This window comes from Pseudomonadota bacterium, from assembly GCA_034189865.1.
In the GTDB taxonomy this organism is placed as follows: Bacteria; Pseudomonadota; Gammaproteobacteria; order UBA5335; family UBA5335; genus JAXHTV01.
Genome location: JAXHTV010000010.1, coordinates 23,154 through 44,798 on the forward strand (window position 1 = coordinate 23,154; position 21,645 = coordinate 44,798).

Below are 21,645 nucleotides of genomic sequence, written 5' to 3' on the forward strand. Positions count from 1 at the left end.
GTTTCGGTCACTTCAGAACAACCCCGCCGGCGTTCTGATCGTCGGCCTCGATTCGGCCGATCACCTGACCGCCGATGTGGTGCTGGGCGAGCAGCTCGATGGCCTGTTCCACGCGATTGGGCGGGAGCACCACACACATGCCAATACCGCAATTGAATGTTCGTAGCATCTCCGCCTCATCGATCTGACCTTGATCCTGGAGCCAGTCGAAAATGGCCGGGCGTACCCAACTGTGAGCGTCGATGGCCGCTCGCATGTTATCCGGCAGCACCCGTGGCAGGTTTTCGGGTAAGCCGCCGCCGGTGATATGAGCCAGGGCGTGAACGGGCAGCTCACGCATCAATGTCAACAGCGGTTTGACGTAAATCTGCGTGGGTGTGAGCAGACAATCGCCCAGGGTGGATTGCTCCCAGGGGCTGTCCAGACCGACACCGGATTGTTCGACGATGCGGCGGATCAGGGAATAACCGTTGGAGTGGGGACCGGAGGAGTCCAAACCGAGAATGACATCGCCCGCTTGGACGGCGCTGCCATCGATCAGCTTGGTTTTTTCCACCACCCCGACACTGAATCCGGCCAAATCGAAATCCGCGCCATGGTACATGCCGGGTAGTTCGGCGGTTTCTCCGCCGACTAAAGCGCAGCCGGCCTGTTCGCAACCCAGAGCGATACCCTCGATCACCTGCGCCGCGACGTCCACTTCCAGATGGCCGCTGGCGTAGTAATCCAGAAAGAACAAGGGCTCGGCACCCTGGACGATCAGGTCGTTTACGCACATGGCCACCAGGTCGATCCCCACCGTGCGGTAGTTGCCCGTTTCGATGGCCAGTTTTAATTTGGTGCCCACACCGTCGGTGGCGGATACCAGAATCGGTTGCTGATAGCGATCCGTCGGCAGTTCGAACAGCGCACCAAAGCCGCCAAGGCCGCCGAGAACTTCCGGCCGGCGGGTGCGGGCGACCGCGGGTTTGATGCGCTCAACCAACGAGTTTCCAGCGTCGATATCGACGCCGGCTTCGCGATAGGTCAATGGCCTTTTGTCGGTCATTCAGGTACAGGCTCCGTGGTGGATCGCGGGAAATGGGCGTTGTGGGTGGCGTGAAACGTTACCGTTTTCCGGACGCGTTCGGCGACCAGGCCCAACGGCGAATGTGGTATTTTACACCAGCCGAAAAACGCGGGTGTAGCAACGCATGGGGCAAGGGCTCAATACTATGACTCGAGCACAAAGACGCCAACTGGCGGGCGCTATTTTGTGGTGTGTTTTCGCATCGCTCAGCGCCGTCCACGCGGCACCGGTGGACGGTTTATACACCGCTCGGGCGCGCGTCGGCGGCTCGGGCGCGGCCGAACGGGATACCGCTATCGCCAGTGCCTTGTCGCAGGTGATGGTGCGAGTGGCCGGCAGTGACGCTCAATCGGTGGCGCTGGATTTACCCAATCCCCAGCGCCTCGTCTCACGTTATCAGTATGTACGGCAGGGGGATGGTCTGGCTCTGGAGGTGGAATTCGCCCCAGCGGCAGTGGATTCGGTGCTCAATGACCTGGGGCTTGCGCCCTGGGGTTCGGAGCGCCCCTTGACGCTGGTCTGGCTGGCGTATCAGCGTCCAGGTGAACGAGGTGTTTTGGATCGGGAGCGCCTCGGCAGTGAGCGCTCGTCGTTGGATGCGGCCTTAACGCATTACGGCTTACCGGCTTTGTTGCCGGAGAATACGACCGGACCCTCGGCCGTGAGCGTGCTGGACGTGACCGGTGGTTTCGAGGATCGCGTGCTCAATGCCTCTCAACGGTACTCTGCCGATGGCGTGTTGATGGGCGTGCTCTTTCAGCAGGGCGACGGCCAATGGGAGGGGCGTTGGACCTTGCTGTTTGGCGCCGGACGACTGCGGTGGCAAACGGGACCGGACACGATGGAAGTTGCGGTGGACGATGCAATTCGCCGTCTAAGTCGCCACTATCGGGCCCGCTTTGCGCCCGGCGGTGCGGGTCCAAGCTCACAGGAACTGATCCTGGAGGTCAACGGCATTCGGCAATTCGACGATTACGCCCGGGTGATGACGTATCTGCAGTCTTTGAGTAGTGTCCGGTATGTCGACGTGGATCGCGTCGAAGGCCAACTGCTCGCGTTGAAGTTAGCCTTTCAGGGCAGCGCCGAGAATCTGATTCGCTCGGTGGAATTGGGTGGTTTTCTCCGCGAGAACACAACGCCCCGATCCATCGAGTCGACGTTGGGCGAGCCGGGTTCGCTTGAGGTGCCCGCAGAGCGCCCGGCCGTTGAAACGTCTTTTCGCTTCGATTATGTCCCCGCGCTTCGTTAGGCGGGGCGCCCCCCGGTTCGGTACGGTGGCGAGACGCCCATGACCGTCGGCAACACGGATGTCGGACTGCAGCTGCCGCTGGCCATCTCGCTACGTCCACGCGCGGATTTCGATTCGTTTGTCGTGGGTCGCAACGCCGAGTTGGTGAACCTGCTTCGTAGGATCTCAGTGGATCGCCCTGTTTCATCTGTGTGGATACACGGGCCCGAGGGCCGAGGTAAAACTCACCTCTTGCAGGCGATTTGCCATGCCCTAGGGCAGTCTGGCGAGACCGCCGTCTATCTGCCGATGGGAGAAATCATGGGTTTGTCGGCGGGGGTGTTTGCCGGCATCGAGCGCAATGCTGCCGTATTGTGCCTTGACGATGTGGAGGTGATGGCCGGACACCCTCGGTGGGAGCACGCCCTGTTCGATCTCTATAACCGGGCGGGCGACGCCCAGACCACCCTCGTTTTGGCGGCTCACGCGCCGCCACTGGAGCTGAATTTCGGCCTGGCCGATTTGCGATCGCGCCTGGCTGCCAGCGTGGTGTATCGCCTTCACGCCTTGAGTGATGCCGACAAGGTGGCGGCGCTGTGCCGGCATGCCCAAGGGCGAGGGCTGGACTTAGCCGAACCGGTGGCCCGCTACCTGGTGGCTCGCGAACCCCGGGATCTTGTGGCGTTGTTCGGGATACTGGATCGTCTGGATCGGGCTTCGTTGGAGGCGAAACGGCGATTGACCGTTCCCTTTGTGCGTCGCGTTTTGGATTGATCGTTCGGTTTCGGTCGGCGCTGCATCAAGCGCGAGTGAGGTCTCAGACGCGTGCCGTGATCGCCGTGAATTTGGCGTAAAGCACGCAGCCGACAAATTCGGCCAAGGCGAGTACGGTTGCAATCATGCCGGGCAGACGTTGCGCGGGATTGCTGATGGTTTCGGTCAGCGTCATCGCAAAATAAAACAAAATCAAAAGACTGGTCAGCTGATGGGTGTAGCGGGAACCGCGGATCAAACCCGGTGCGAGCAGCAGCAGCGGTAGACCGATCAACCCGGCCAGTATGAGCGTGCTGGATTCCACGGCGGGTACAGCGGTGAGTATCCACACCCATAGCCAGACCATCAGCCCCATGTGACATCCCACAGCCAGGATCTGGGCGCCACGAATTGGTGTGGGTGAGCTCAACTCGGGCTTCCCAGTTGCCGAGCCAAGCCTGCCATGCGCCGTCCCAGCGCGCGTGCCAAGGACTTTTCTTCATCGCTGATGGGCTGATCGCTGTTGACGCCCGCCAAGTGGCTGGGGCCGTAGGGCGTACCGCCGGTTTGGGTGCTGATGAGTTCCGACTCGCTATAGGGCAGGCCCATGATCAACATGCCGTGGTGAAGCAACGGCAACATCATGGACAGCAATGTGGTTTCCTGGCCGCCATGCAGACTGGACGTGGAAGTGAAAGCGGCCGCGGGTTTGCCGATCAAGGCGCCGGAAAGCCACAGGCTGCTGGTGCTGTCGAGAAAGTACTTGAGCGGCGCGGCCATGTTGCCGAAGCGCGTGGGGCTGCCGAGAATAAGCCCGTCGCAGGCTAACAAATCCTCGTGTGTGGCATACGGTGGGCCCTCTTCGGGAATTTCGGGTGCGACGGCCTCGCACTCGGCGGAGATGGCCGGCACGGTGCGAATTCGCGCACTGCAGCCGTCGACTTCGTCCACTCCACGGGCCACGAACTGTGCCATGCGGGCCGTCGCGCCGTAGCGGCTGTAGTAAAGCACTAGGATTTCAGCCATCGCTTAGCAGCTCCAGTACGTTCTCCGGTGGACGACCGATCACCGCTCGATTGCCCGCGACGACAATGGGTCTTTCGATGAGCTTGGGGTGCTCGTGCATGGCGCGGATCAGGCTTTCCCGATCCAGGCTTGTATCGTCCAAACCTGCCTCCCGGTACTCGGCTTCCTGGCGCCGCATGAGCTCCCGCGGCTCCATTTTTAAAAGGTCCAAAAGATGCGACAGGGTCTTTTCGCTGGGTGGATTCTTGAGGTATTCGACAATATTCGGTTCGATCCCCGCTTCTTGAATAAGCGCCAAGGTTTGACGCGATTTGGAGCAGCGCGGATTGTGGTAAATAGTGATGTCCACGGCGAGATTACCTCATCAATAACACAGTGGTCGGGAAGCGGCGCGACGGTCGCTGGGCAGCCATTTTAACAGGCTTTTTGACCCGTTTTACGGGCAATAGTCGCAGGTGTGAGGCTGTACGGATCGACAGGAGTGAGTATGTCTGCGATAGGTCGTTGTTTTCGAGTCTCAGGCCGGGTCCAAGGGGTGAGTTACCGCGCCTACTGCCGGTCGCAGGCGCGTTCTCTCGGTATTCGAGGTTGGGCGCGAAATATGGAAGATGGCTCGGTGTGGGTGGCAGCCTGGGGGGATTCGTCCTCAGTTGATCAATTGGCTGATTGGTTGTGGCGGGGGTCGCCCGCCTCTCGTGTCGAGCGGGTGGTTGAACAGGCCCGCCCCGAAGGGCCGCCGCCGGTTGATTTCAGCACGGGGTGATGTGCCGGCACGGGCAGGTTTACTGTCGATACCAGCGATTTTTGAGGGCCTTGTAGACGCGGTCGGGGTAACGCGTGCTACCCAGACTGCCGTTGTAGCGAGCCAATGCGCGGGTCAGATCGCCCTTTTCCTTTTCCAAGTAAAAACTCAGGATTGTGCAGCCCATTCGCAGGTTGGTCTGAACGTGAAACAGATTGTCGTCGGGGCGACCGATTTCGTCCAGCCAGAAGGGCATGATTTGCATCAGCCCTTGGGCGCCGGCGGTCGAGATAGCGAAACGGTCGAACGCACTTTCCACCTCAATGACGGCCAGGATCAATTCGGCAGGCAGGTCTACGCGGCTGGCTTCCCGGTGAATGAGGCGAAGCAGCGTCAAGCGCTCGCTTGGTGTGGGTACCCGACGTTGTAGCCGGCTGGACATGTCCATGAGCCATACTTCGGCGTCAAAGCGATCGCCGAAACTGTCGCTTTCGGTGATGGCAGAGAGCAGCGCGGCGCGCAATTCGGGGTCGGGGGTGATGGCGGTGTTGCACAGTCCGACGATGGGGGCCACCGCCAGCGCGCTGCACAATACCGCCACGCGCCAGTTCATGCCGGCGCGGATTTTAGGTGTTCGAGTAGCGTTTGTACCGCCGACTCCCGGCGGACCATTTGCGCTTCTTCGTCCCGTCGTCCCTGATATTCCACCAAGCCTTCATTGAGGCCGCGTTCGCCGACCACCAACCGATGGGGGATGCCGATGAGTTCCATTTCAGCAAACATGACGCCGGGTCGCATCCCACGGTCGTCCAACAGAACGTCGACGCCAGCCGCCTGCAATTCGGCGTACAGTTGGTCGGTGGCTTCCCGAACCGCAGCCGATTTGTGGTACTGAACGGGCAACAAGGCCACTTCGAACGGGCTGATGGGTGTGGGCCAGATGATCCCATGTTCATCGTGGTTTTGTTCGATGGCGGCGGCCACCACGCGAGAGACCCCGATACCGTAACAACCCATCATCACCGGCACCTCGGCGCCGCTCTCATCTGCCACCATGGCATTGAGGGCGTCGCTGTATTTGGTGCCGAGCTGGAAGATGTGTCCGACTTCAATTCCCCGGGCGATGCCCAATTGGCCTTGGCCGTCCGGGCTGGGGTCGCCGGCGACGACGTTTCTAAGATCCGCTGAGGCGAAGAGGGTGACGTCCCGATCCCAATTGACGCCGGTATAGTAGACGCCACCGTTTTCTCCGGGGCAGGCAAAGTCCGCCAAGTGTGCCGCGGCAAAATCGGCAATGACGGGGCAGCTCAGTTTGACGAGGCAGGGGTTCTCCGGATCGACACCCAGGTCGCGCTCGACCTTGGCGGGGTCGGCGGGACGCAGCGGCGCAGCCACCTGGGGCAGGTTTTCGGCCTTGATGCTATTGAGTTCGTGATCCCCGCGGACCACCAGGGCAACGATCCCGTCTTGTTCGGATTGTACCAAGTGTATTTTGATGGTCTCCTGCTTGCTGGCCGCGGCGATGAGATTGCCATCTTGCCGTTCCAGCGATGCAGCGGCGGCGGGGCGGTTTCCTTCGGGTGCGCGCGACTGTGCCAACTCGACGTTGGCGGCGTAGTCGCTCTGGTCGGAAAACGCGATAGCATCCTCGCCCGACTCGGCCAACACGTGAAATTCATGTGAGAAGCTTCCACCCATACTCCCGGAGTCGGCACGTACCGGTCGAAAATTGAGCCCCAGCCGGGTGAAGATGCGCGTGTAGGCATCGAACATCAATTGATACGTGTCGTCCAGTGATGCTTTGTTCAAGTGGAACGAGTAGGCATCCTTCATCAAAAACTCTCGCGCCCGCATGACGCCGAAGCGAGGCCGGATTTCGTCACGAAATTTGGTCTGGATTTGATAAAAGTTCACCGGAAGTTGGCGATGGCTGCGCACTTCGCGGCGAAATACGTCGGTGATGATTTCTTCGTGGGTGGGTCCGAGGCAGAAATCCCGATCATGGCGGTCCTTCAATCGCAGCAGCTCGGGCCCGTAGGCTTCCCAGCGGGCGGACTCGTGCCACAGTTCAGCCGGTTGCACAACGGGCATGAGCAATTCCTGAGCACCGGCCCGGTTCATTTCTTCTCGGACGACGGATTCCACTTTACGCAGGGTCCGTAAGCCCAAAGGCATCCAGGTGTAAAGGCCAGATGCCAGTTGCCGGATCATACCGGCTCTGAGCATGAGTTGGTGGCTGACGATTTCGGCGTTGGCTGGCGTTTCTTTGGTGGTGGCAAGATGGAATTGTGAAGCCCGCATCGGATTTTGATCTCTGTCCTCTGGTCGCCCGTTGTGGGACGGTAACTAACGGTGATGGAGCAGCCATTTTCACTTGATTTCCGTTGAAGGTACAAGTATTTTTGTCCGTTACGCTGGGGTGGTCAGCGGGAACTTCATGCAGTTGAGTCATAAGAGGGTCAGCCCGGATCGGGAGGGCGCTCTTTTTTGCTGCGATACTGCAGAGCTCTTCACTGAATTCTTCTAAGGAAGGTCTAGACGCCAGGAGCGATTCACGGTGGAACTATCGGGTTCTGAAATCCTCGTCGAATGTCTTAAACAAGAAGGCGTCGAGTTCGTATTCGGCTATCCAGGCGGGGCTGTGTTGCCGATCTACGACGTTCTCAATCTGCAAGGCGACGTCAAGCATATCTTGGTTCGCCACGAGCAAGCCGCCGGTCACGCCGCCGACGGGTATGCACGCGCCACTGGCCGACCGGGCGTGTGCCTGGTCACCTCTGGGCCGGGTGTGACCAATGTCGTGACGGGGATTGCCACGGCGTATATGGATTCAATCCCGATGATCATCATCACCGGGCAGGTTCCCACGGGGGCCATCGGCAGCGACGCCTTTCAAGAGGTTGATTCGGTCGGCATTACCCGCCCCTGCGTGAAGCACAATTTCTTGGTTAAAGACGTGAAGGACTTGGCGGTTACCGTCAAAAAGGCCTTCTACGTGGCGACCAGCGGCCGTCCCGGTCCGGTGGTGGTGGATATTCCGAAAGACGTGGCCATTGCCACGGCCGAGTTCGAGTATCCGGAAAAGATCGAAATGCGATCCTATCGTCCGGTGGATAAGGGCCACCCCGGCCAGATTCGTAAAGCGGCGGATCTTATTCTCTCGGCCAAGCGGCCCATGATTTACTCCGGCGGTGGTGTGGTTCTGGATCGCGCCTCGGAGATTTTTACCGAATTCTGTCGGCTCCTGAACTATCCGGTGACCAATACCCTCATGGGGCTTGGGGCGTTTCCGGGTTCCGATCGACAGTTCGTCGGCATGCTGGGGATGCATGGCACCTACGAAGCCAATATGGGCATGCATCAGTGTGATGTGCTCATTGCCATCGGCGCGCGTTTTGATGATCGCGTGACGGGCAATGTCGAGAAGTTTTGTCCCAATGCCAAAATCGTGCACGTTGATGTCGACCCTTCTTCGATTTCCAAAACAGTGAAGGTGGATATCCCGATCGTGGGGTCGGTTCGAAACGTGCTGAGCCAGATGTTGCCGATGATTCGCGAGTCCAAAGGTGCCCGCGATGAGGAAGCACTGGCGGACTGGTGGAAGCAGATCGAGGAGTGGAGGGGCACCGATTGCCTTTCCTACGATCGCAGCAGCGAGATCATCAAGCCGCAATACGTGATCGAGCAGCTCTATGAGGTGACCGGAGGCGATGCATTTATCACCTCCGACGTGGGACAGCACCAGATGTGGGCCGCCCAATTCTACAAGTTCGATCAACCGAACCGCTGGATCAACTCCGGTGGCCTGGGCACGATGGGTTTTGGGTTGCCTGCAGCCATGGGGGCGCAACTGGCGCATCCCGACAAACCGGTGGCCTGCGTGACCGGGGAAGCGAGCATTGTGATGTGTATTCAGGAGTTGTCCACGTGTCGGCAGTTCGGGTTACCAATCAAGATCGTTAACTTGAACAACCGCTATATGGGGATGGTGCGCCAGTGGCAGGAGTTTTTCTATCAAAAGCGCTATGCCATGTCCTACATGGAGGCTTTGCCTGATTTCGTGAAATTAGCTGACGCTTACGGCCACAAGGGTATGCAGATCACAAAACCCAGCGACGTTAGACCGGCGTTGGAAGAGGCCTTTGCCATGAAGGATCAGTTGGTGTTCCTGGATTTTCTGACGGATCAGACAGAAAACGTCTACCCCATGATTCCGGCCGGTGCAGGCCAGAATGAAATGATTTTGGTGTGACATCATGCGGCATATCGTTTCGATTCTTTTGGAAAACGAGTCGGGAGCGCTCTCGCGAGTGTCGGGGTTGTTTTCGGCGCGTGGTTACAACATTCATTCATTGACCGTCTCGCCGACGGAAGACCCATCGTTATCCCGCATGACGATCGTGACTTCCGGTAGCGATGAGATCATCGAGCAAATCCTCAAGCAGCTGAATAAGCTTGTGGATGTGGTCAAGTTGATCTTGCTCACCGAGGGCGATCACATCGAACGCGAGCTCATGCTGGTCAAAGTCTCGGCACGCGGTGGACTGCGCGAAGAGATCAAGCGTTTGGTCGACATTTTTAATGGCCGGATTCTGGATGTGACTGACAATACCTACACCATCGAGTTGACCGGTGCTGGCAGTAAGTTGGATGCATTCATCAAAGCCGCCGGTTCGGACAATATTCAGGAAGTGGTCCGTACGGGTGTGTCAGGTATCATGCGCGGCGACACTGCTTTGCGGGTTTCATGATGGTGGGCGACTGGTTCCGCCGGCTATCGATTAAGGCGATTTGGAGAAGGAAAAGGGCAGGATGATCAACATCTTTTATGACAAAGACGCGGACCTTTCGGTGATCAAAGGCAAGAAAGTCGCCGTATTGGGTTATGGGTCCCAAGGACACGCGCATGCCAACAATCTGAAAGAGTCGGGTGTTGATGTGGTTGTGGGGCTTCGACCGGGATCCGGTTCAGAGGTCAAAGCCAAGGAAGCGGGTTTGACGGTGGCCTCGCTCGCAGAAGCAGTCACGGATGCTGATCTCGTTATGATTCTGGCACCGGATGAGCATCAAGCAGCCCTGTATCGCGAGACCATTGAGCCCAATATCAAGCAAGGAGCCACGCTGGCGTTTGCCCATGGATTCAATATTCATTTCCGGCAAATCGAACCCCGTGCCGATCTTGATGTGGTGATGATTGCACCGAAAGGTCCTGGACACTTGGTTCGATCCACCTACACCCAAGGTGGAGGCGTGCCTTGTTTGATTGCCGTTTCGCAGGATACCAGCGGCCGAGCGCGCGACGTGGCCTTGTCTTACGCCAGCGCTATCGGCGGTGGCCGCGCAGGAATCATCGAGACCAACTTCCGCGAAGAGACGGAAACCGATTTGTTCGGCGAGCAGGCTGTTTTGTGTGGCGGCGCAACGGCGCTGGTACAGGCTGGATTCGAAACCCTGGTAGACGCTGGCTATGCGCCGGAAATGGCCTATTTCGAGTGTTTGCACGAACTGAAGCTGATCGTCGATTTGATGTACGAAGGCGGTATCGCCAACATGCGCTACAGTATTTCCAATACTGCTGAATACGGCGATATTACCCGGGGACCTCGGGTGATCAACGACGAATCCCGGCGCGCGATGAAAGAGATTCTCGCCGAGATTCAGACCGGCCGGTTTGCGCGTGAATTTATCTTGGAGAATCAAGCCGGAAATCCGGTTTTGAAAGCGGAAAGACGTTTGAGCGAAGAGCATCGAATCGAGGCGGTTGGTGCGAAACTGCGGGAAATGATGCCGTGGATCGCCAAGAGCCGTCTGGTTGATAAGAACCGTAACTAGTATTTTTTTGCCCGTCCCGCCGGACTGCGGTAGTTAGGCGAATGGACTCTTTTTAGCTAACGTGGGTGCGACGTTATGGCGTCAAGGATTTTGCCCGTCGCTTCGCCCGGCCGTGAATTGCTTGGCGCCGCCGTTATCGGTGGCGCCGTTGTTTATCTGAGCCTCGGTTGGATCGCGGCGTTCCCGGTGATATTGGTGGTTCTCGTTCTTTGCGTCTGGTTCTGGGACCCGGCGCGGGAGATTCCGTCCGCTCCGCTGGGGGTCGTCAGTCCGGTTGACGGCGAGATTCTGTTTGTCGAAAAACAGGGTGATCCGTTCCTTGAGCGTGAGTCGATTCACATCGCTTTGCGGCCTTCTCGCTTGGGGTCCTACTCTTTTCGCTGCCCGGTGGAAGGCAAGGTCCATGAGCTCCCAGGTATTGAGAATTATCCGGGCCGCTGCGCGGGCGTTCTGATACGAACCGATGAAGACAATCAGGTCGCCCTGGTAATGCGGGGTTACCGTTTCAGTCCCCGCCCTTACGTCCAACCCTTCGGGGAACGTGCCGGACAAGGACAGATCTGGGGAAATACCCGGCTGATTTCCAAGGTCGATTTATACCTTGAGGCCGACGCACGTGTGTTGGCCGAGCCGGGCCAGCGCGTTCTGTCCGGAACCGATTTGCTGGCACACCTCACGCATGATTGATCATCATCCGGCGTCTTTAGGTAAACTGTTGCCATGAATAGCGCCGAACCAGAATCTGGTATGTCGAACCCGACACCCCCAAAACGCCGCCGCGGCATTTTTCTTCTTCCCAACCTGTTTACCACCGCCACGTTGTTTGCCGGTTTTTACGCCATTGTTTCGGCGATCGGTGGAGACTATCAGGCCGGGGCCATCGCGATTTTCGTCGCAGGTGTCATGGACGGGCTGGACGGCAGAGTGGCTCGTATGACCAATACCCAAAGCGATTTCGGCAAAGAATATGACAGCATGGCCGATGTCGTCAGCTTTGGCTTGGCACCGGCTTTGGTGGTGTATCTTTGGTCGCTCAGCACGATGGGTCAGTATGGCTGGTACTGGGCACAGATTGGTTGGTTGGCGTCGTTTGTGTTTGCCGCCGGTGCGGCGCTCAGGTTGGCGCGGTTCAACACCCAGGTGGGGATTCAGGACAAGCGCTTTTTTCGGGGGCTGCCAAGTCCCGCGGCCGCGGCGGTGATCGCCGGTTTCGTGTGGATTTGCACGGATTCGTCAGTGGCTGGAGACAGCGTGACCATTCCGGCGTTGTCGTTGACCTTGGCCGCTGGCGGGCTGATGGTGAGTAACCTGCACTATTATAGCTTCAAGGACATCAAGCTGAACGAGCGGGTCCCCTTTGCCTATGTGCTGATTATCGTTGGCGGATTTATTCTGATTGCGCTCAATCCGCCGGCGATTCTGTTTCTAGGTTTTTTCTGTTACTTGCTGTCGGGTGTGTTGTTGGGCTGGCGGCGTCATCGCCGGTATCGCGCCCGGCGTAGCGAACATGCGGACGATTGACCCTAGATCCGTGGTGTTTGCGATGACGGATTTTACGCAACGTTGCGTTGCATTGATATTCGCCGGTCCAATTAGGGGCTGCGGCGGAAGGTTCTCGCGAGAGAATGGGTATGAGTGATAACAACAGGCTAATTATTTTCGATACGACGATGCGCGATGGGGAGCAAAGCCCGGGCGCATCCATGACGCGGGAAGAAAAACTTCGGATTGCCAAGGCCCTCGAACGCTTGCGGGTGGATGTGATCGAAGCCGGATTTCCTATCGCCAGCCCCGATGACTTTGCGGCCGTGCGGGCCGTCGCCGAAACCATCCGTGAAAGCGTGGTCTGCGGGCTTGCACGCGCCAAGGCGGAAGATATCGACCGTGCGGGTGAAGCGTTAAAACCCGCCAGTCGCGGCCGGATCCACACCTTTATTGCGACCTCGCCCATTCACATGAAGAAAAAGTTGGGTCTGGAGCCTGACCAAGTTGTGGAGCAAGCAGTCTGGGCGGTCAAGCGGGCTCGGCAGTTTACTGACGACGTGGAATTCTCACCGGAAGACGCGGGTCGTTCGGAACCGGAATTTTTGTGTCGCATTGTAGAAGCGGTTATCGATGCGGGCGCGACAACCATCAATATTCCCGACACGGTCGGATACGCCGTTCCGGAACACTTCGGTGCCCTGATCGGAAAACTGCTCAATCAGGTGCCGAACGCAGACAAAGCTGTGTTTTCCGTTCATTGCCACAACGATTTGGGTTTGGCAGTCGCCAACTCCCTCTCGGCCTTGTCGGCCGGGGCCCGGCAGATTGAATGCACGATCAATGGTCTGGGAGAACGGGCCGGGAACGCTGCGCTGGAAGAGATCGTGATGGCGGTGGTCACCCGCCGCGACGTTTTCGGGTTGGATGTCGGTATTGATACCAGCCAGATCGTGCCGTGTTCTCGCTTGGTGTCCACCATTACCGGATTTCCTGTGCAGCCGAACAAGGCCATCGTCGGGGCCAACGCATTCGCTCACGAGTCCGGCATCCATCAGGATGGCGTTCTCAAGAGTCGCGAGACCTACGAGATTATGTTGGCGCAGGATGTGGGCTGGGATACCAATCGTTTGGTTTTGGGCAAGCATTCCGGCCGCAACGCGTTCAGAACCCGGCTGGCTGATCTGGGGTTGGCGTTCGATTCGGAAACAGAATTGAACGAAGCCTTCCAGCGTTTCAAGGAACTCGCCGACAAAAAACACGAGATCTATGACGACGATCTGATGGCGCTGGTGACGGATGTGGAGTGGTCCAGCAGCAATGAGCGCGTGCAGTTGTTGTCCTTGCGTGTCTGCTCGGAAACCGGTGAAACGCCCCTGGCTCGAGTGGGGCTAAAGGTCGACGGCGAAGAAATCGTGGTGGAAAGCGACGGTGCCGGCCCGGTGGATGCCTCGTTCCGTGCGATAGAAAAGGCCTGCGAGAGCGGCGGGCAACTGCTGTTGTACTCGGTCAACAACATCACCAGCGGGACCGATTCACAGGGTGATGTGACGGTGCGCTTGGGCGTGGATGGTCGGATCGTCAACGGTCAAGGTGCCGATATCGACATTGTCATCGCCTCGGCAAAAGCGTATGTGAATGCCCTGAACAAACTGATGTCGCCGGGTGTGCGTGCCCATCCTCAGCACGGCGATATCTAGTCGAGTCTGCGAATGAGTATGGACCCGGACCGCCGCACCGCGTACCTAAAGCGGCTCGGCGTGACGCCACTAAGCTACAACTTGTCGCCGGCAGCGACTGGGGCGCCGGTTGGCCAGCCGAATTTATCGGATACATCGAATCTTGAGTCCCTGGAATCGGTCAGGTTCGAGCCCGATTCCGCGGAAGCGATACTCGCATTGGGTTGGGAAGAACTCGAACAACGCGTCAGCACGTGCGAAGCGTGCGAGCTGAGTCGTGGCCGTACCCAAACGGTTTTCGGCACGGGCAGCCGTAATGCGCGCCTGGTAGTCGTAGGTGAGGCGCCCGGTGCGGAGGAAGACCTTCGTGGCGAACCGTTCGTCGGGCGAGCGGGGCAGTTGCTCGACCAAATGCTCGCGGCGGTCGGACTTCGACGTCAAGATGTGTATATTTGCAATATCGTCAAATGTCGCCCGCCGGGCAACCGCAACCCGACGGCTGAAGAGGCATCGGCCTGTGCGCCGTATCTGCGACGTCAGCTACAGCTGCTCGAACCGGAGCTCATACTGGCGGTCGGCCGGGTCGCAGCCCAAAACCTGCTTCAGGTGGCAAGCAGTATCGGTGCTCTGCGAGGCCGGATGCATCCGTTACCGCAGGACTATGGGACAGATGGTAGCGTACCGGTGATCGTGACTTATCACCCCGCGTATTTGTTGCGGTCGCCGGAAGATAAGGGGAAAGCCTGGCAGGATTTAAAGTTGGTCATGCAACAACTGCGGGGTAAAAGTCTGTGAGCGCACAACTACAGTGGGATCCGGATGTCATTACGCGTCCGCTGGGTTTCGAAGACCTGGAGGACGTCATGATTATCGAGCGGCGGGCTTACGATTTTCCTTGGACTCAGGGTATTTTCTCGGACTGCCTGCGCGCCGGATACTGCGCCTGGTGTTTGGAGTTGCGTGGTCGTTTGCTGGCCTACTGTGTCATGTCCGTCGCGGCGGGTGAAGCCCACATACTGAATCTTTGTGTTGACCCTGCCTACCACGGCATCGGTATGGGTGGGCGCTTGCTGACCCACATGACGAAAGTGGCCTCCGGGCACGGGGTCGATCATGTGCTCTTGGAAGTTCGACCCTCGAACCTGGCCGCGATCGCACTGTACCATCGAATGGGGTTCAACAAGATCGGCGAGCGACCCGGCTATTATCCCGCCGGGGGCGGTCGCGAAGACGCCGATGTGATGATTCTCCAGCTATAGCGGAATTCTCTGCACTCCTCAGCCTATTCCTTTAGACTATCCAGTTATTTTGATTCTGCAGATGCACTAGCCACCAATTCTATGCCCGATATTGCTCAAGAAGCCGCGAGACGCCGCACGTTCGCGATTATTTCTCATCCTGATGCGGGGAAAACCACGCTCACCGAAAAGCTATTGCTCTTCGGCGGCGCGATCCAGTTGGCCGGGGCCGTCAAAGGGCGAAAGGCCGCTCGGCACGCCACGTCCGACTGGATGGAGCTTGAGAAACAGCGGGGAATTTCCGTTACTACCTCGGTGATGCAGTTCCCGTTCCGCGGCCGGATCGTCAACTTGCTCGATACCCCGGGGCATGAGGACTTTTCGGAAGATACCTATCGAACCCTCACTGCGGTGGATTCCGCGCTGATGGTGATTGACTGCGCCAAGGGGGTCGAGGAACGGACCATTAAGCTAATGGATGTTTGCCGACTCCGAAATACGCCGATTTTTACCTTCATCAACAAGCTGGACCGCGAGGGCAAAGACCCGCTGGAGTTGTTGGATGAAGTGGAAAGGGTGTTGAAGATCCAGTGTGCGCCGGTTACTTGGCCCATCGGTATGGGGCGCCATTTGAAGGGCATCTACCACATGCTTCAGGATCGTGTGTACGTCTATGCCCCGAAAAAGGACGGCCGGATCCATGAAGGACCGGTGTTGGAAGGTTTGGAGAGCGATGAGGTGGCCCGTTTGCTCGGCAGCGACGCCGATGCCCTGATGGAAGAGCTGGAACTGGTCCGCGAGGCCAGCCACCGTTTCGATCTCGATGCTTACCGCGCCGGTGAGCAAACACCGGTATACTTTGGCTCGGCCGTCAATACCTTCGGTGTGCGTGAGCTGCTGGAGGATTTCGTCGAACACGCGCCGCCGCCTCAACCGAGTCAGACCGAACAGCGAACGGTGGAGCCGGCAGAGCCCAATCTCTCGGGTTTCGTATTTAAGATCCAAGCCAATATGGATCCGGCCCACCGCGACCGTATCGCGTTTATGCGAGTGTGTTCCGGGCGCTTCGTCAAAGGTATGAAGCTGCGCCATGTCCGTTTACAGCGCGATATGAAAATTCCCGATGCGTTGACCTTCATGGCCTCTGATCGGGAACAGGTGGACGAGGCCTATCCGGGCGATATTATTGGCCTGCACAATCATGGCACCATCAGTATCGGCGATACCCTCACGCAAGGGGAAACACTCACTTTCACCGGTATTCCCAACTTTGCGCCCGAGCTCTTTCGGCGGGTGGTGCTAAAGGATCCCCTCAGAACGAAAGCCTTGCACAAGGGGCTGACCCAACTCTCTGAAGAGGGTGCTACCCAGTATTTTCGACCACTGTTCGGCAACGAGTTGATTCTCGGCGCGGTGGGTCCGTTGCAGTTCGATGTGGTGGCCTACCGGCTGAAGGCGGAATACGGCGTTGATTGTGTGTTCGAGCCGGTGCAGGTCGCTACCGCCCGATGGGTAGAGTGCTCGGATCCCAAGCATTTACGTGATTTCCGCAACAAGCTCGAGGAACATCTGGCATTGGATCATACCGAGTCACTGGTCTATCTGGCCCGCACTCGGGTCAATTTGCAATTGACCGAAGAACGTTGGCCGGAAGTTATATTCAGCGCAACTCGTGAACATGGTGTGGCGCCCGCGGAGTAATGCCTCAGGCCCTGGCCGTCCGGCCATCGCGAACCGTCACCGCTTCGGTGGCTATCGTCGCTTGGCCTGCGAATGCGGTGATGGTGCTTAACGCGAGGGTGCCAGCGGGTGGCTCACGGCTTTGATCTTGGTCTGCCAGTACGAACGTACCGGATGCAGCCGCCGGATGCGTCGGCGCAAGGCTGACACGCCATCGGTGTTCTCGCCACCGGTGTATCGGAGCTGAATATACAGACGCGTGATGTGCCAGATCGCCTCGGCCAAATCTGGTCGGGTTGCCGCGGCTCGTTGTGCGAAATCCATCGGTCCTTCGGAGGGTTTTCGAACCAGGCCGGAACGGGCCATGCGACGACAGAATCGATCAAACTCGCGGGCCAGCGGATCGCTAGCGACCGGTCTTGCCCGGTGTACCAAAAACAGCCCCAAACCGCTGAGCAGCACTGTGCACAGGATGGTCAGCGTGAGCACCATCCGACTCGGCGACGCGTCGCGCATCCCCAGTTTTTCCAGGGCGCGTTTTTGGCGTTCGGGCCCGTAGGCCAAAACCCACTCGTTCCAACGATGATTTGCTGCATCCCAAGCTAAGCGAACTTGGAGCAATGTGGCGTTTTGGCGCAGGGCGCGTAAGGTCAAGGGGCCTTCGTTGGCGTATACGGAATCCATGCCCTGTTCGATTCGGGCGGGGGAGACTGCAGCGGTGGGGTCGATACGAATCCACCCGCGGTTTTCGATCCAGACTTCTGACCAGGCGTGGGCATCCGATTGCCTCACGATGTAGTAGTCTCCTAACGGGTTGAGCTCACCGCCTTGATATCCCACAACCACCCGCGCGGGAATTCCCGCGGCGCGCATGAGGAACGTGAACGCGCTGGCGTAGTGTTCGCAGAATCCCCGGCGTGTGTTGAACAGGAAATCATCGACCGAGTCGGAATCAAGCGGTGGCGGATTCAAGGTATAAAAGAACGCCTTGTTACGAAACATAGCCAGGGACCGCTCGATGATTTGAATATCATCCAGTCCCTCGGAGCGCCAATCGGATACCAGACGGCGGGCGCGCGAGTTGCCCTTGAGCGGCAATGCCAAAGCCGATTGTCGTCGGTCTGGCGGCAATTCCGGCTCTAGACGATATTGGGTATAAGAGGTGACGTGGTATTGCAGCCGATCGAGTATCGGGTCTTTGGCAAGCATGTGGCGGTCACTGAATGTGACGTTGGAAAGCGATGTGGCCATGGGCACGTCCAACGCAAGCAACCACTTTTCCCCATGGGGTTCCAGCGTGACTTCGTAGGATATGGCCCCTTTTTCGGGTCGGATGTCGATCTTCGAGGTTGAGTCGTTGCTGCTGCCGGTCGTCCAGCTTTGTCCATTGAAATCCCATAGAATCGGGCCGCGCCAATAACGTTGGCTTGGCGATGGCGCCGCGCCGTTGAAACGAACGCGAAATGCCACCGCGTCGGACAAGCTGAGCTGGCTGATATTCCCCGGTGAGAGATTGTCGCTCAGGCCGGTCGTTGCGTTGCTTCCGGTATTCGGCAATCCCCAAAGCGGGCCTGAGAGCCGAGGGAAAAGAACGAACAGCACCAGCATGACCGGCAACGCTTGGATCAGCATTCTTCCTGCCTGTCGAAGACCCGCGCGGGTCGGGATCGCGCCCGCGGGCTGGTTCACCAGCACCAAGGCGGTTGATATCACCACCAGCGTTGGTATGGCGTAGAGGGTCATGGGGATGGATTGGCTGAACAAAAAGTTGGCAGCGAGCAGAAAGTAGCTCAGGAACAGTAGCAACATCGCGTCGCGGTGAGAGCGGGTCTCCAGGAGCTTTAGCGCCACCATGGTGACGAGCAATGCGACGCCGGAATCATGGCCATTGATGCGGCCGTAGCTGCCATAGACTGCGGCAAAGCCGGCGACAGCCAAGGTCAATTGCACTATCCGGGAAGGGGACCGCCAATTTTTCCGGGTTGCGAACCATCGCCAGATACCACAAGCGACCGCCAACGCGATGGTCCATAGCGCCACGTGCCAAACGTGAGGCAGAACGGCCAAGCCGAGGCAGATAAGCAACCATTCGGTGGTGCTGCGATCCAGAAGACTGGCTTGTCTCATTCGTCCATTCCGGTTCGGGGCAGGTTGTGCAGCGCCAGCATACGCAGGCAGGCCTCCCGATGGTCCGATCCCAGCGACGGCGAACGCTGTCCGCTCGATAGTTTCAAGCCGTAAGGGCGCTCGTCGCGTTCACACTCAAGTAGCAAGCGGCACAGCTGGGAAAGCCCGAGTTCTACGTCTCGCGTCTCAAGTGCGGACAAATCGAGCCAGATTTCATGACCTGCACTCGCGCTGAATTGTTTGGTCAGCAGGCCTTGCTCCCGGGCCAGTGCCGTCCACAGTATGTGGCGAAACGGGTCGCCGTGGTGGTAGTCACGCAGGCTATGGAAATCCTCAGAACTGCCGATGCGTCGCGACGGATTTCGTCCATAACCGTGAGTCGCGGAGTTGACTGTGGGCGGTGATTCGGCTGGTGCCGGGTAGACCAGGCTGTCGGTGTCGGGTTGGACGAAAGACCACGCCCGGAACAGGCCGAGGGGATGCTCGGTGCTGATACGAAAACGGGGAGCTTTTAGATACCCCCGGCACGTGCTGTCGACGCCGATGCGAACTTGCGCACGTTCGTGGGGTGGTACGTGCACGTGCTGAGTGTCACCGTTTGGCCCTTCGACGGAAATGCTGTAGCGCATGAAGTCGTTGGGGTTCTCCAAAAACAACCGGAAATAGGCGCGTTCGGAGGCAAAGACCGGCTCCGCGCCGATGCTCCAGATCCTGAGGCCTAAAAGGTTTTGATGGGTGTGATGCATGGCGACAAATGCCAATGCGCCGAGTAAGAAACAGGTGGCGAAGGCCATGCTATTGCCATAATTCATGGCGCCCAGCAACATCACCAAGAGCATGATGCCGAACAACACACCGTAACGGGTCGGCAAAATGTAAATGCGTTGCCGACGCAGGGTGATCACACCGGCTTGCCTCGGGTGCCGATGGGCGACCCAGCCGAGAATCAGGCGATCTAGTCGACTCAGCCCCGGCATGGCTAAGGAATCGGTACGGCTTCCAGGAGGTGCTCACCGACATTGTTGCGATCACCGGCGCCATCGGTTCCCTGTAGACGGTGGTTGACGACCGGACCGATTATGGCTTGCACGTCTTCGGGCAGGGTATGGTTGCGTCCGTTGATATAGGCCCACGCCTGTGCAGCCCGTACCAAGGCCAAGCCCGCACGCGGTGAGAGACCCTCGCGGAATGCTCCGCTTTCACGCGTATAGCGTGTGAGGTCCTGCACGTATGCGACCAACGCGTCGGCCAGATGCACTTGCGCGGCTTCGGCTTGAAGGGCGAGTAAGCGGGTCGGGCCCATCAAGGGTTGTAGCTCCCGTAGCAATTCGCGGCGGTCGTGACCGAGCAGCAGCGCACGTTCGGCGTCCGCATCGGGATACCCCAGCTCCAAGCGCATCAGAAATCGATCCAGCTGTGATTCGGGTAGGGGAAAGGTGCCGGCCTGATGGCTGGGGTTTTGGGTCGCCACCACGAAAAACGGTTCAGGTAAACGGTGTGTGGTCCCGTCGACGGTGACTTGGCGTTCTTCCATCGCCTCTAGCAGTGCGCTTTGGGTTTTGGGGGTTGCCCGGTTGATTTCGTCTGCCAGGACCAGTTCCACGAAAACCGGGCCGGGGTGAAAAACGAACTCGTCTGATTCGCGTTTGAAAATCGTGGTGCCGGTGACATCGCCGGGCAACAAGTCACTGGTGAATTGGATTCGCTGGAATTCCAACCCAAGGGTCAAAGCCAGCGTGTGGGCCAGGGTTGTTTTACCGACGCCGGGGACATCTTCGATTAGCAGGTGGCCGCGCGCGAGCAGGCAAGTAAGCGCCAACCGAATTTGTTTGTCTTTGCCCAGAATGACGTCACCAATCTGGGATATCACGGCCGCCAGTGCATGGTCCTTCGGCTCGTTCGCGGCGAGGGGGGGTAGCATGTCATCATGCGTCAGCATAGGTATTGTTCTTGTCTCGGGCTGTTGCGTTTCGTACAGCATCGCGCGGGCGTTGTCGCAATTCTGAACACGGATTATTCGGGCTAGTCATGAGGTTTTCGGCCGGAATGAGTAGAATATTAGCTATCGAGCTTTGCACTCCGGGTGAATCAAGGCAAGAAATTTTCTGTTCAAAGAGGCGAGTCAATGGGGGAAGAAAAACGCGCTATGCGATGGTGGCATGTAGTGGCTAGCGTGCTGGCTGCTATGTTCGGGGTCCAAAGCGAGCAAAATCGCCAACGTGATTTTTCTGAAGGAAATCCGTGGATATTTATCGTCACGGGCGCGATGATGACGCTGTTGCTGATTTTGGTCCTGTGGTTGGCCGTGAAACTTATACTGGCCAATGCCGGTCTTTAAAGGCGCGATTGAAACGGCCGAGCACTCCCATAAAGGGTGCTGGTATGCACTTGAAGTATTGCATTGAAATCGGCGAGTAGAGGTGATTGATGTCCATTCGGGAGTTGATTAAGCAGTGGGAGGCCAGTGCCAAATCGGACTTGACGGCCCACGAGTACTGCGTTCGATTGTCGATCCACGATGCGGCGCGGGTCGCCGCTCTGGCAGAAATGTACGCCCAGCGCTCAGAATCCGAGATCATTACCGATCTCATCGGCGCGGCGCTGGATGAACTGGAAAGCTCCCTTCCGTATCAGGAAGGTCAGCGTGTGGTGGCCACCGACGAACAAGGGGATCCCATCTATGAAGACGCCGGTCCGTCGCGGCGGCTTTATGAACTCACGCAGAAGTTTGCTGCGCAACTCGAGGCAGACAGCCGAGGGGCGAAATAGCGTGCGCGGGACGACCCGCC

23 protein-coding genes are annotated in these 21,645 nt (G+C 58.3%); 14 read left to right on the forward strand and 9 right to left on the reverse strand.

Annotation, left to right across the window (positions count from 1 at the left end):
* Positions 1-7: 7 nt before the first annotated feature.
* Complete coding sequence (gene purM / locus SVU69_06595; GenBank protein ID MDY6942669.1) at positions 8-1,048, reverse strand: phosphoribosylformylglycinamidine cyclo-ligase; 1,041 nt, start codon at positions 1,046-1,048, stop codon at positions 8-10.
* 166 nt (positions 1,049-1,214) lie between these two features.
* On the opposite strand from purM, the gene SVU69_06600 reads away from it, so the two are divergent.
* Both SVU69_06600 and hda read left to right on the forward strand, forming a co-directional pair.
* Entirely contained in the window at positions 1,215-2,318 is a 1,104-nt protein-coding gene (locus SVU69_06600) for a DUF2066 domain-containing protein (protein MDY6942670.1), read from the forward strand.
* Between the two features lie 39 nt (positions 2,319-2,357).
* Positions 2,358-3,071 (forward strand): DnaA regulatory inactivator Hda, encoded by a 714-nt coding sequence (gene hda, locus SVU69_06605; GenBank protein ID MDY6942671.1) that lies wholly within the window; start codon positions 2,358-2,360, stop codon positions 3,069-3,071.
* 43 nt (positions 3,072-3,114) lie between these two features.
* On the opposite strand, the gene SVU69_06610 is transcribed toward hda, so the two are convergent.
* The 3 genes from SVU69_06610 to arsC are packed head-to-tail and all read right to left on the reverse strand — an operon-like array spanning position 3,115 to position 4,425.
* Positions 3,115-3,480, reverse strand: coding sequence for a DUF2069 domain-containing protein (locus tag SVU69_06610; GenBank protein ID MDY6942672.1), 366 nt, complete (start codon positions 3,478-3,480; stop codon positions 3,115-3,117).
* Positions 3,477-4,076 carry an NAD(P)H:quinone oxidoreductase gene (wrbA, locus tag SVU69_06615; protein MDY6942673.1) on the reverse strand — a complete coding sequence of 200 codons (600 nt, stop codon included), beginning with the start codon at positions 4,074-4,076 and terminating at the stop codon, positions 3,477-3,479. The genes SVU69_06610 and wrbA overlap by 4 nt, the downstream gene beginning before the upstream one ends.
* A complete protein-coding gene (gene arsC / locus SVU69_06620; GenBank protein ID MDY6942674.1) occupies positions 4,069-4,425 on the reverse strand; it encodes an arsenate reductase (glutaredoxin) in 357 nt (118 codons plus the stop codon). The genes wrbA and arsC overlap by 8 nt, the downstream gene beginning before the upstream one ends.
* 138 nt (positions 4,426-4,563) lie before the next feature.
* Here arsC and SVU69_06625 point away from each other — a divergent pair, with 138 nt between their 5' ends.
* The gene (locus SVU69_06625; protein ID MDY6942675.1) at positions 4,564-4,839 is read left to right on the forward strand and encodes an acylphosphatase; all 276 of its coding nucleotides are present in this window, start codon (positions 4,564-4,566) and stop codon (positions 4,837-4,839) included.
* 19 nt (positions 4,840-4,858) lie between these two features.
* Here the strand turns inward: SVU69_06625 and SVU69_06630 are convergent, their stop codons facing one another.
* Positions 4,859-5,431 (reverse strand): lytic transglycosylase domain-containing protein, encoded by a 573-nt coding sequence (locus tag SVU69_06630; protein MDY6942676.1) that lies wholly within the window; start codon positions 5,429-5,431, stop codon positions 4,859-4,861.
* Positions 5,428-7,119: a proline--tRNA ligase gene (locus SVU69_06635; protein ID MDY6942677.1), complete on the reverse strand. Its 1,692-nt coding sequence runs from the start codon at positions 7,117-7,119 to the stop codon at positions 5,428-5,430. The genes SVU69_06630 and SVU69_06635 overlap by 4 nt, the downstream gene beginning before the upstream one ends.
* A gap of 256 nt (positions 7,120-7,375) precedes the next feature.
* On the opposite strand from SVU69_06635, the gene ilvB reads away from it, so the two are divergent.
* The 9 genes from ilvB (at position 7,376) to SVU69_06680 (ending at position 16,750) form a co-directional block, all read left to right on the forward strand.
* The gene (gene ilvB, locus SVU69_06640; GenBank protein MDY6942678.1) at positions 7,376-9,070 is read left to right on the forward strand and encodes a biosynthetic-type acetolactate synthase large subunit; all 1,695 of its coding nucleotides are present in this window, start codon (positions 7,376-7,378) and stop codon (positions 9,068-9,070) included.
* A gap of 4 nt (positions 9,071-9,074) precedes the next feature.
* Positions 9,075-9,569 (forward strand): acetolactate synthase small subunit, encoded by a 495-nt coding sequence (gene ilvN, locus SVU69_06645; protein ID MDY6942679.1) that lies wholly within the window; start codon positions 9,075-9,077, stop codon positions 9,567-9,569.
* A 64-nt stretch (positions 9,570-9,633) separates the two neighbouring features.
* Entirely contained in the window at positions 9,634-10,650 is a 1,017-nt protein-coding gene (ilvC, locus tag SVU69_06650; protein ID MDY6942680.1) for a ketol-acid reductoisomerase, read from the forward strand.
* A 75-nt stretch (positions 10,651-10,725) separates the two neighbouring features.
* On the forward strand, positions 10,726-11,337 hold the full coding sequence (locus SVU69_06655) for a hypothetical protein (GenBank protein MDY6942681.1): 612 nt from the start codon (positions 10,726-10,728) through the stop codon (positions 11,335-11,337).
* 60 nt (positions 11,338-11,397) lie between these two features.
* Positions 11,398-12,171 (forward strand): CDP-diacylglycerol--serine O-phosphatidyltransferase, encoded by a 774-nt coding sequence (pssA, locus tag SVU69_06660; protein ID MDY6942682.1) that lies wholly within the window; start codon positions 11,398-11,400, stop codon positions 12,169-12,171.
* Positions 12,172-12,281: 110 nt separating this feature from the next.
* Positions 12,282-13,832 carry a 2-isopropylmalate synthase gene (locus SVU69_06665; GenBank protein MDY6942683.1) on the forward strand — a complete coding sequence of 517 codons (1,551 nt, stop codon included), beginning with the start codon at positions 12,282-12,284 and terminating at the stop codon, positions 13,830-13,832.
* Between the two features lie 12 nt (positions 13,833-13,844).
* Positions 13,845-14,606, forward strand: coding sequence for a uracil-DNA glycosylase (locus SVU69_06670; protein ID MDY6942684.1), 762 nt, complete (start codon positions 13,845-13,847; stop codon positions 14,604-14,606).
* Positions 14,603-15,070 (forward strand): ribosomal protein S18-alanine N-acetyltransferase, encoded by a 468-nt coding sequence (rimI, locus tag SVU69_06675; GenBank protein ID MDY6942685.1) that lies wholly within the window; start codon positions 14,603-14,605, stop codon positions 15,068-15,070. The genes SVU69_06670 and rimI overlap by 4 nt, the downstream gene beginning before the upstream one ends.
* A gap of 81 nt (positions 15,071-15,151) precedes the next feature.
* Positions 15,152-16,750 carry a peptide chain release factor 3 gene (locus tag SVU69_06680; protein MDY6942686.1) on the forward strand — a complete coding sequence of 533 codons (1,599 nt, stop codon included), beginning with the start codon at positions 15,152-15,154 and terminating at the stop codon, positions 16,748-16,750.
* Between the two features lie 87 nt (positions 16,751-16,837).
* Here SVU69_06680 and SVU69_06685 read toward each other — a convergent pair whose 3' ends face one another.
* From SVU69_06685 to SVU69_06695, 3 genes are read right to left on the reverse strand one after another with little or no spacing between them, the layout of a single operon-like run.
* Positions 16,838-18,856, reverse strand: coding sequence for a DUF3488 and transglutaminase-like domain-containing protein (locus SVU69_06685; protein ID MDY6942687.1), 2,019 nt, complete (start codon positions 18,854-18,856; stop codon positions 16,838-16,840).
* Entirely contained in the window at positions 18,853-19,833 is a 981-nt protein-coding gene (locus SVU69_06690) for a DUF58 domain-containing protein (protein MDY6942688.1), read from the reverse strand. Before SVU69_06690 ends, SVU69_06685 begins: the two co-directional genes overlap by 4 nt.
* A gap of 2 nt (positions 19,834-19,835) precedes the next feature.
* Complete coding sequence (locus SVU69_06695; GenBank protein ID MDY6942689.1) at positions 19,836-20,777, reverse strand: MoxR family ATPase; 942 nt, start codon at positions 20,775-20,777, stop codon at positions 19,836-19,838.
* Positions 20,778-20,981: 204 nt separating this feature from the next.
* On the opposite strand from SVU69_06695, the gene SVU69_06700 reads away from it, so the two are divergent.
* The gene (locus SVU69_06700) at positions 20,982-21,194 is read left to right on the forward strand and encodes a DUF2970 domain-containing protein (GenBank protein ID MDY6942690.1); all 213 of its coding nucleotides are present in this window, start codon (positions 20,982-20,984) and stop codon (positions 21,192-21,194) included.
* Between the two features lie 89 nt (positions 21,195-21,283).
* The gene (locus tag SVU69_06705) at positions 21,284-21,625 is read left to right on the forward strand and encodes a hypothetical protein (GenBank protein MDY6942691.1); all 342 of its coding nucleotides are present in this window, start codon (positions 21,284-21,286) and stop codon (positions 21,623-21,625) included.
* The last annotated feature ends 20 nt before the right edge of the window (positions 21,626-21,645 follow it).

What these genes read in the sequence shown, in the direction of transcription:
- purM (MDY6942669.1), bottom strand. Translation starts at nt 1,048, where the DNA reads ATGACCGACAAAAGGCCATTGACCTATCGCGAAGCCGGCGTCGATATC.
- SVU69_06600 (MDY6942670.1), top strand. Translation starts at nt 1,215, where the DNA reads ATGACTCGAGCACAAAGACGCCAACTGGCGGGCGCTATTTTGTGGTGT.
- hda (MDY6942671.1), top strand. Translation starts at nt 2,358, where the DNA reads ATGACCGTCGGCAACACGGATGTCGGACTGCAGCTGCCGCTGGCCATC.
- wrbA (MDY6942673.1), bottom strand. Translation starts at nt 4,076, where the DNA reads ATGGCTGAAATCCTAGTGCTTTACTACAGCCGCTACGGCGCGACGGCC.
- SVU69_06625 (MDY6942675.1), top strand. Translation starts at nt 4,564, where the DNA reads ATGTCTGCGATAGGTCGTTGTTTTCGAGTCTCAGGCCGGGTCCAAGGG.
- SVU69_06630 (MDY6942676.1), bottom strand. Translation starts at nt 5,431, where the DNA reads ATGAACTGGCGCGTGGCGGTATTGTGCAGCGCGCTGGCGGTGGCCCCC.
- SVU69_06635 (MDY6942677.1), bottom strand. Translation starts at nt 7,119, where the DNA reads ATGCGGGCTTCACAATTCCATCTTGCCACCACCAAAGAAACGCCAGCC.
- ilvN (MDY6942679.1), top strand. Translation starts at nt 9,075, where the DNA reads ATGCGGCATATCGTTTCGATTCTTTTGGAAAACGAGTCGGGAGCGCTC.
- SVU69_06655 (MDY6942681.1), top strand. Translation starts at nt 10,726, where the DNA reads ATGGCGTCAAGGATTTTGCCCGTCGCTTCGCCCGGCCGTGAATTGCTT.
- pssA (MDY6942682.1), top strand. Translation starts at nt 11,398, where the DNA reads ATGTCGAACCCGACACCCCCAAAACGCCGCCGCGGCATTTTTCTTCTT.
- SVU69_06665 (MDY6942683.1), top strand. Translation starts at nt 12,282, where the DNA reads ATGAGTGATAACAACAGGCTAATTATTTTCGATACGACGATGCGCGAT.
- SVU69_06670 (MDY6942684.1), top strand. Translation starts at nt 13,845, where the DNA reads ATGAGTATGGACCCGGACCGCCGCACCGCGTACCTAAAGCGGCTCGGC.
- SVU69_06680 (MDY6942686.1), top strand. Translation starts at nt 15,152, where the DNA reads ATGCCCGATATTGCTCAAGAAGCCGCGAGACGCCGCACGTTCGCGATT.
- SVU69_06685 (MDY6942687.1), bottom strand. Translation starts at nt 18,856, where the DNA reads ATGAGACAAGCCAGTCTTCTGGATCGCAGCACCACCGAATGGTTGCTT.
- SVU69_06690 (MDY6942688.1), bottom strand. Translation starts at nt 19,833, where the DNA reads ATGCCGGGGCTGAGTCGACTAGATCGCCTGATTCTCGGCTGGGTCGCC.
- SVU69_06695 (MDY6942689.1), bottom strand. Translation starts at nt 20,777, where the DNA reads ATGCTACCCCCCCTCGCCGCGAACGAGCCGAAGGACCATGCACTGGCG.
- SVU69_06700 (MDY6942690.1), top strand. Translation starts at nt 20,982, where the DNA reads ATGGGGGAAGAAAAACGCGCTATGCGATGGTGGCATGTAGTGGCTAGC.
- SVU69_06705 (MDY6942691.1), top strand. Translation starts at nt 21,284, where the DNA reads ATGTCCATTCGGGAGTTGATTAAGCAGTGGGAGGCCAGTGCCAAATCG.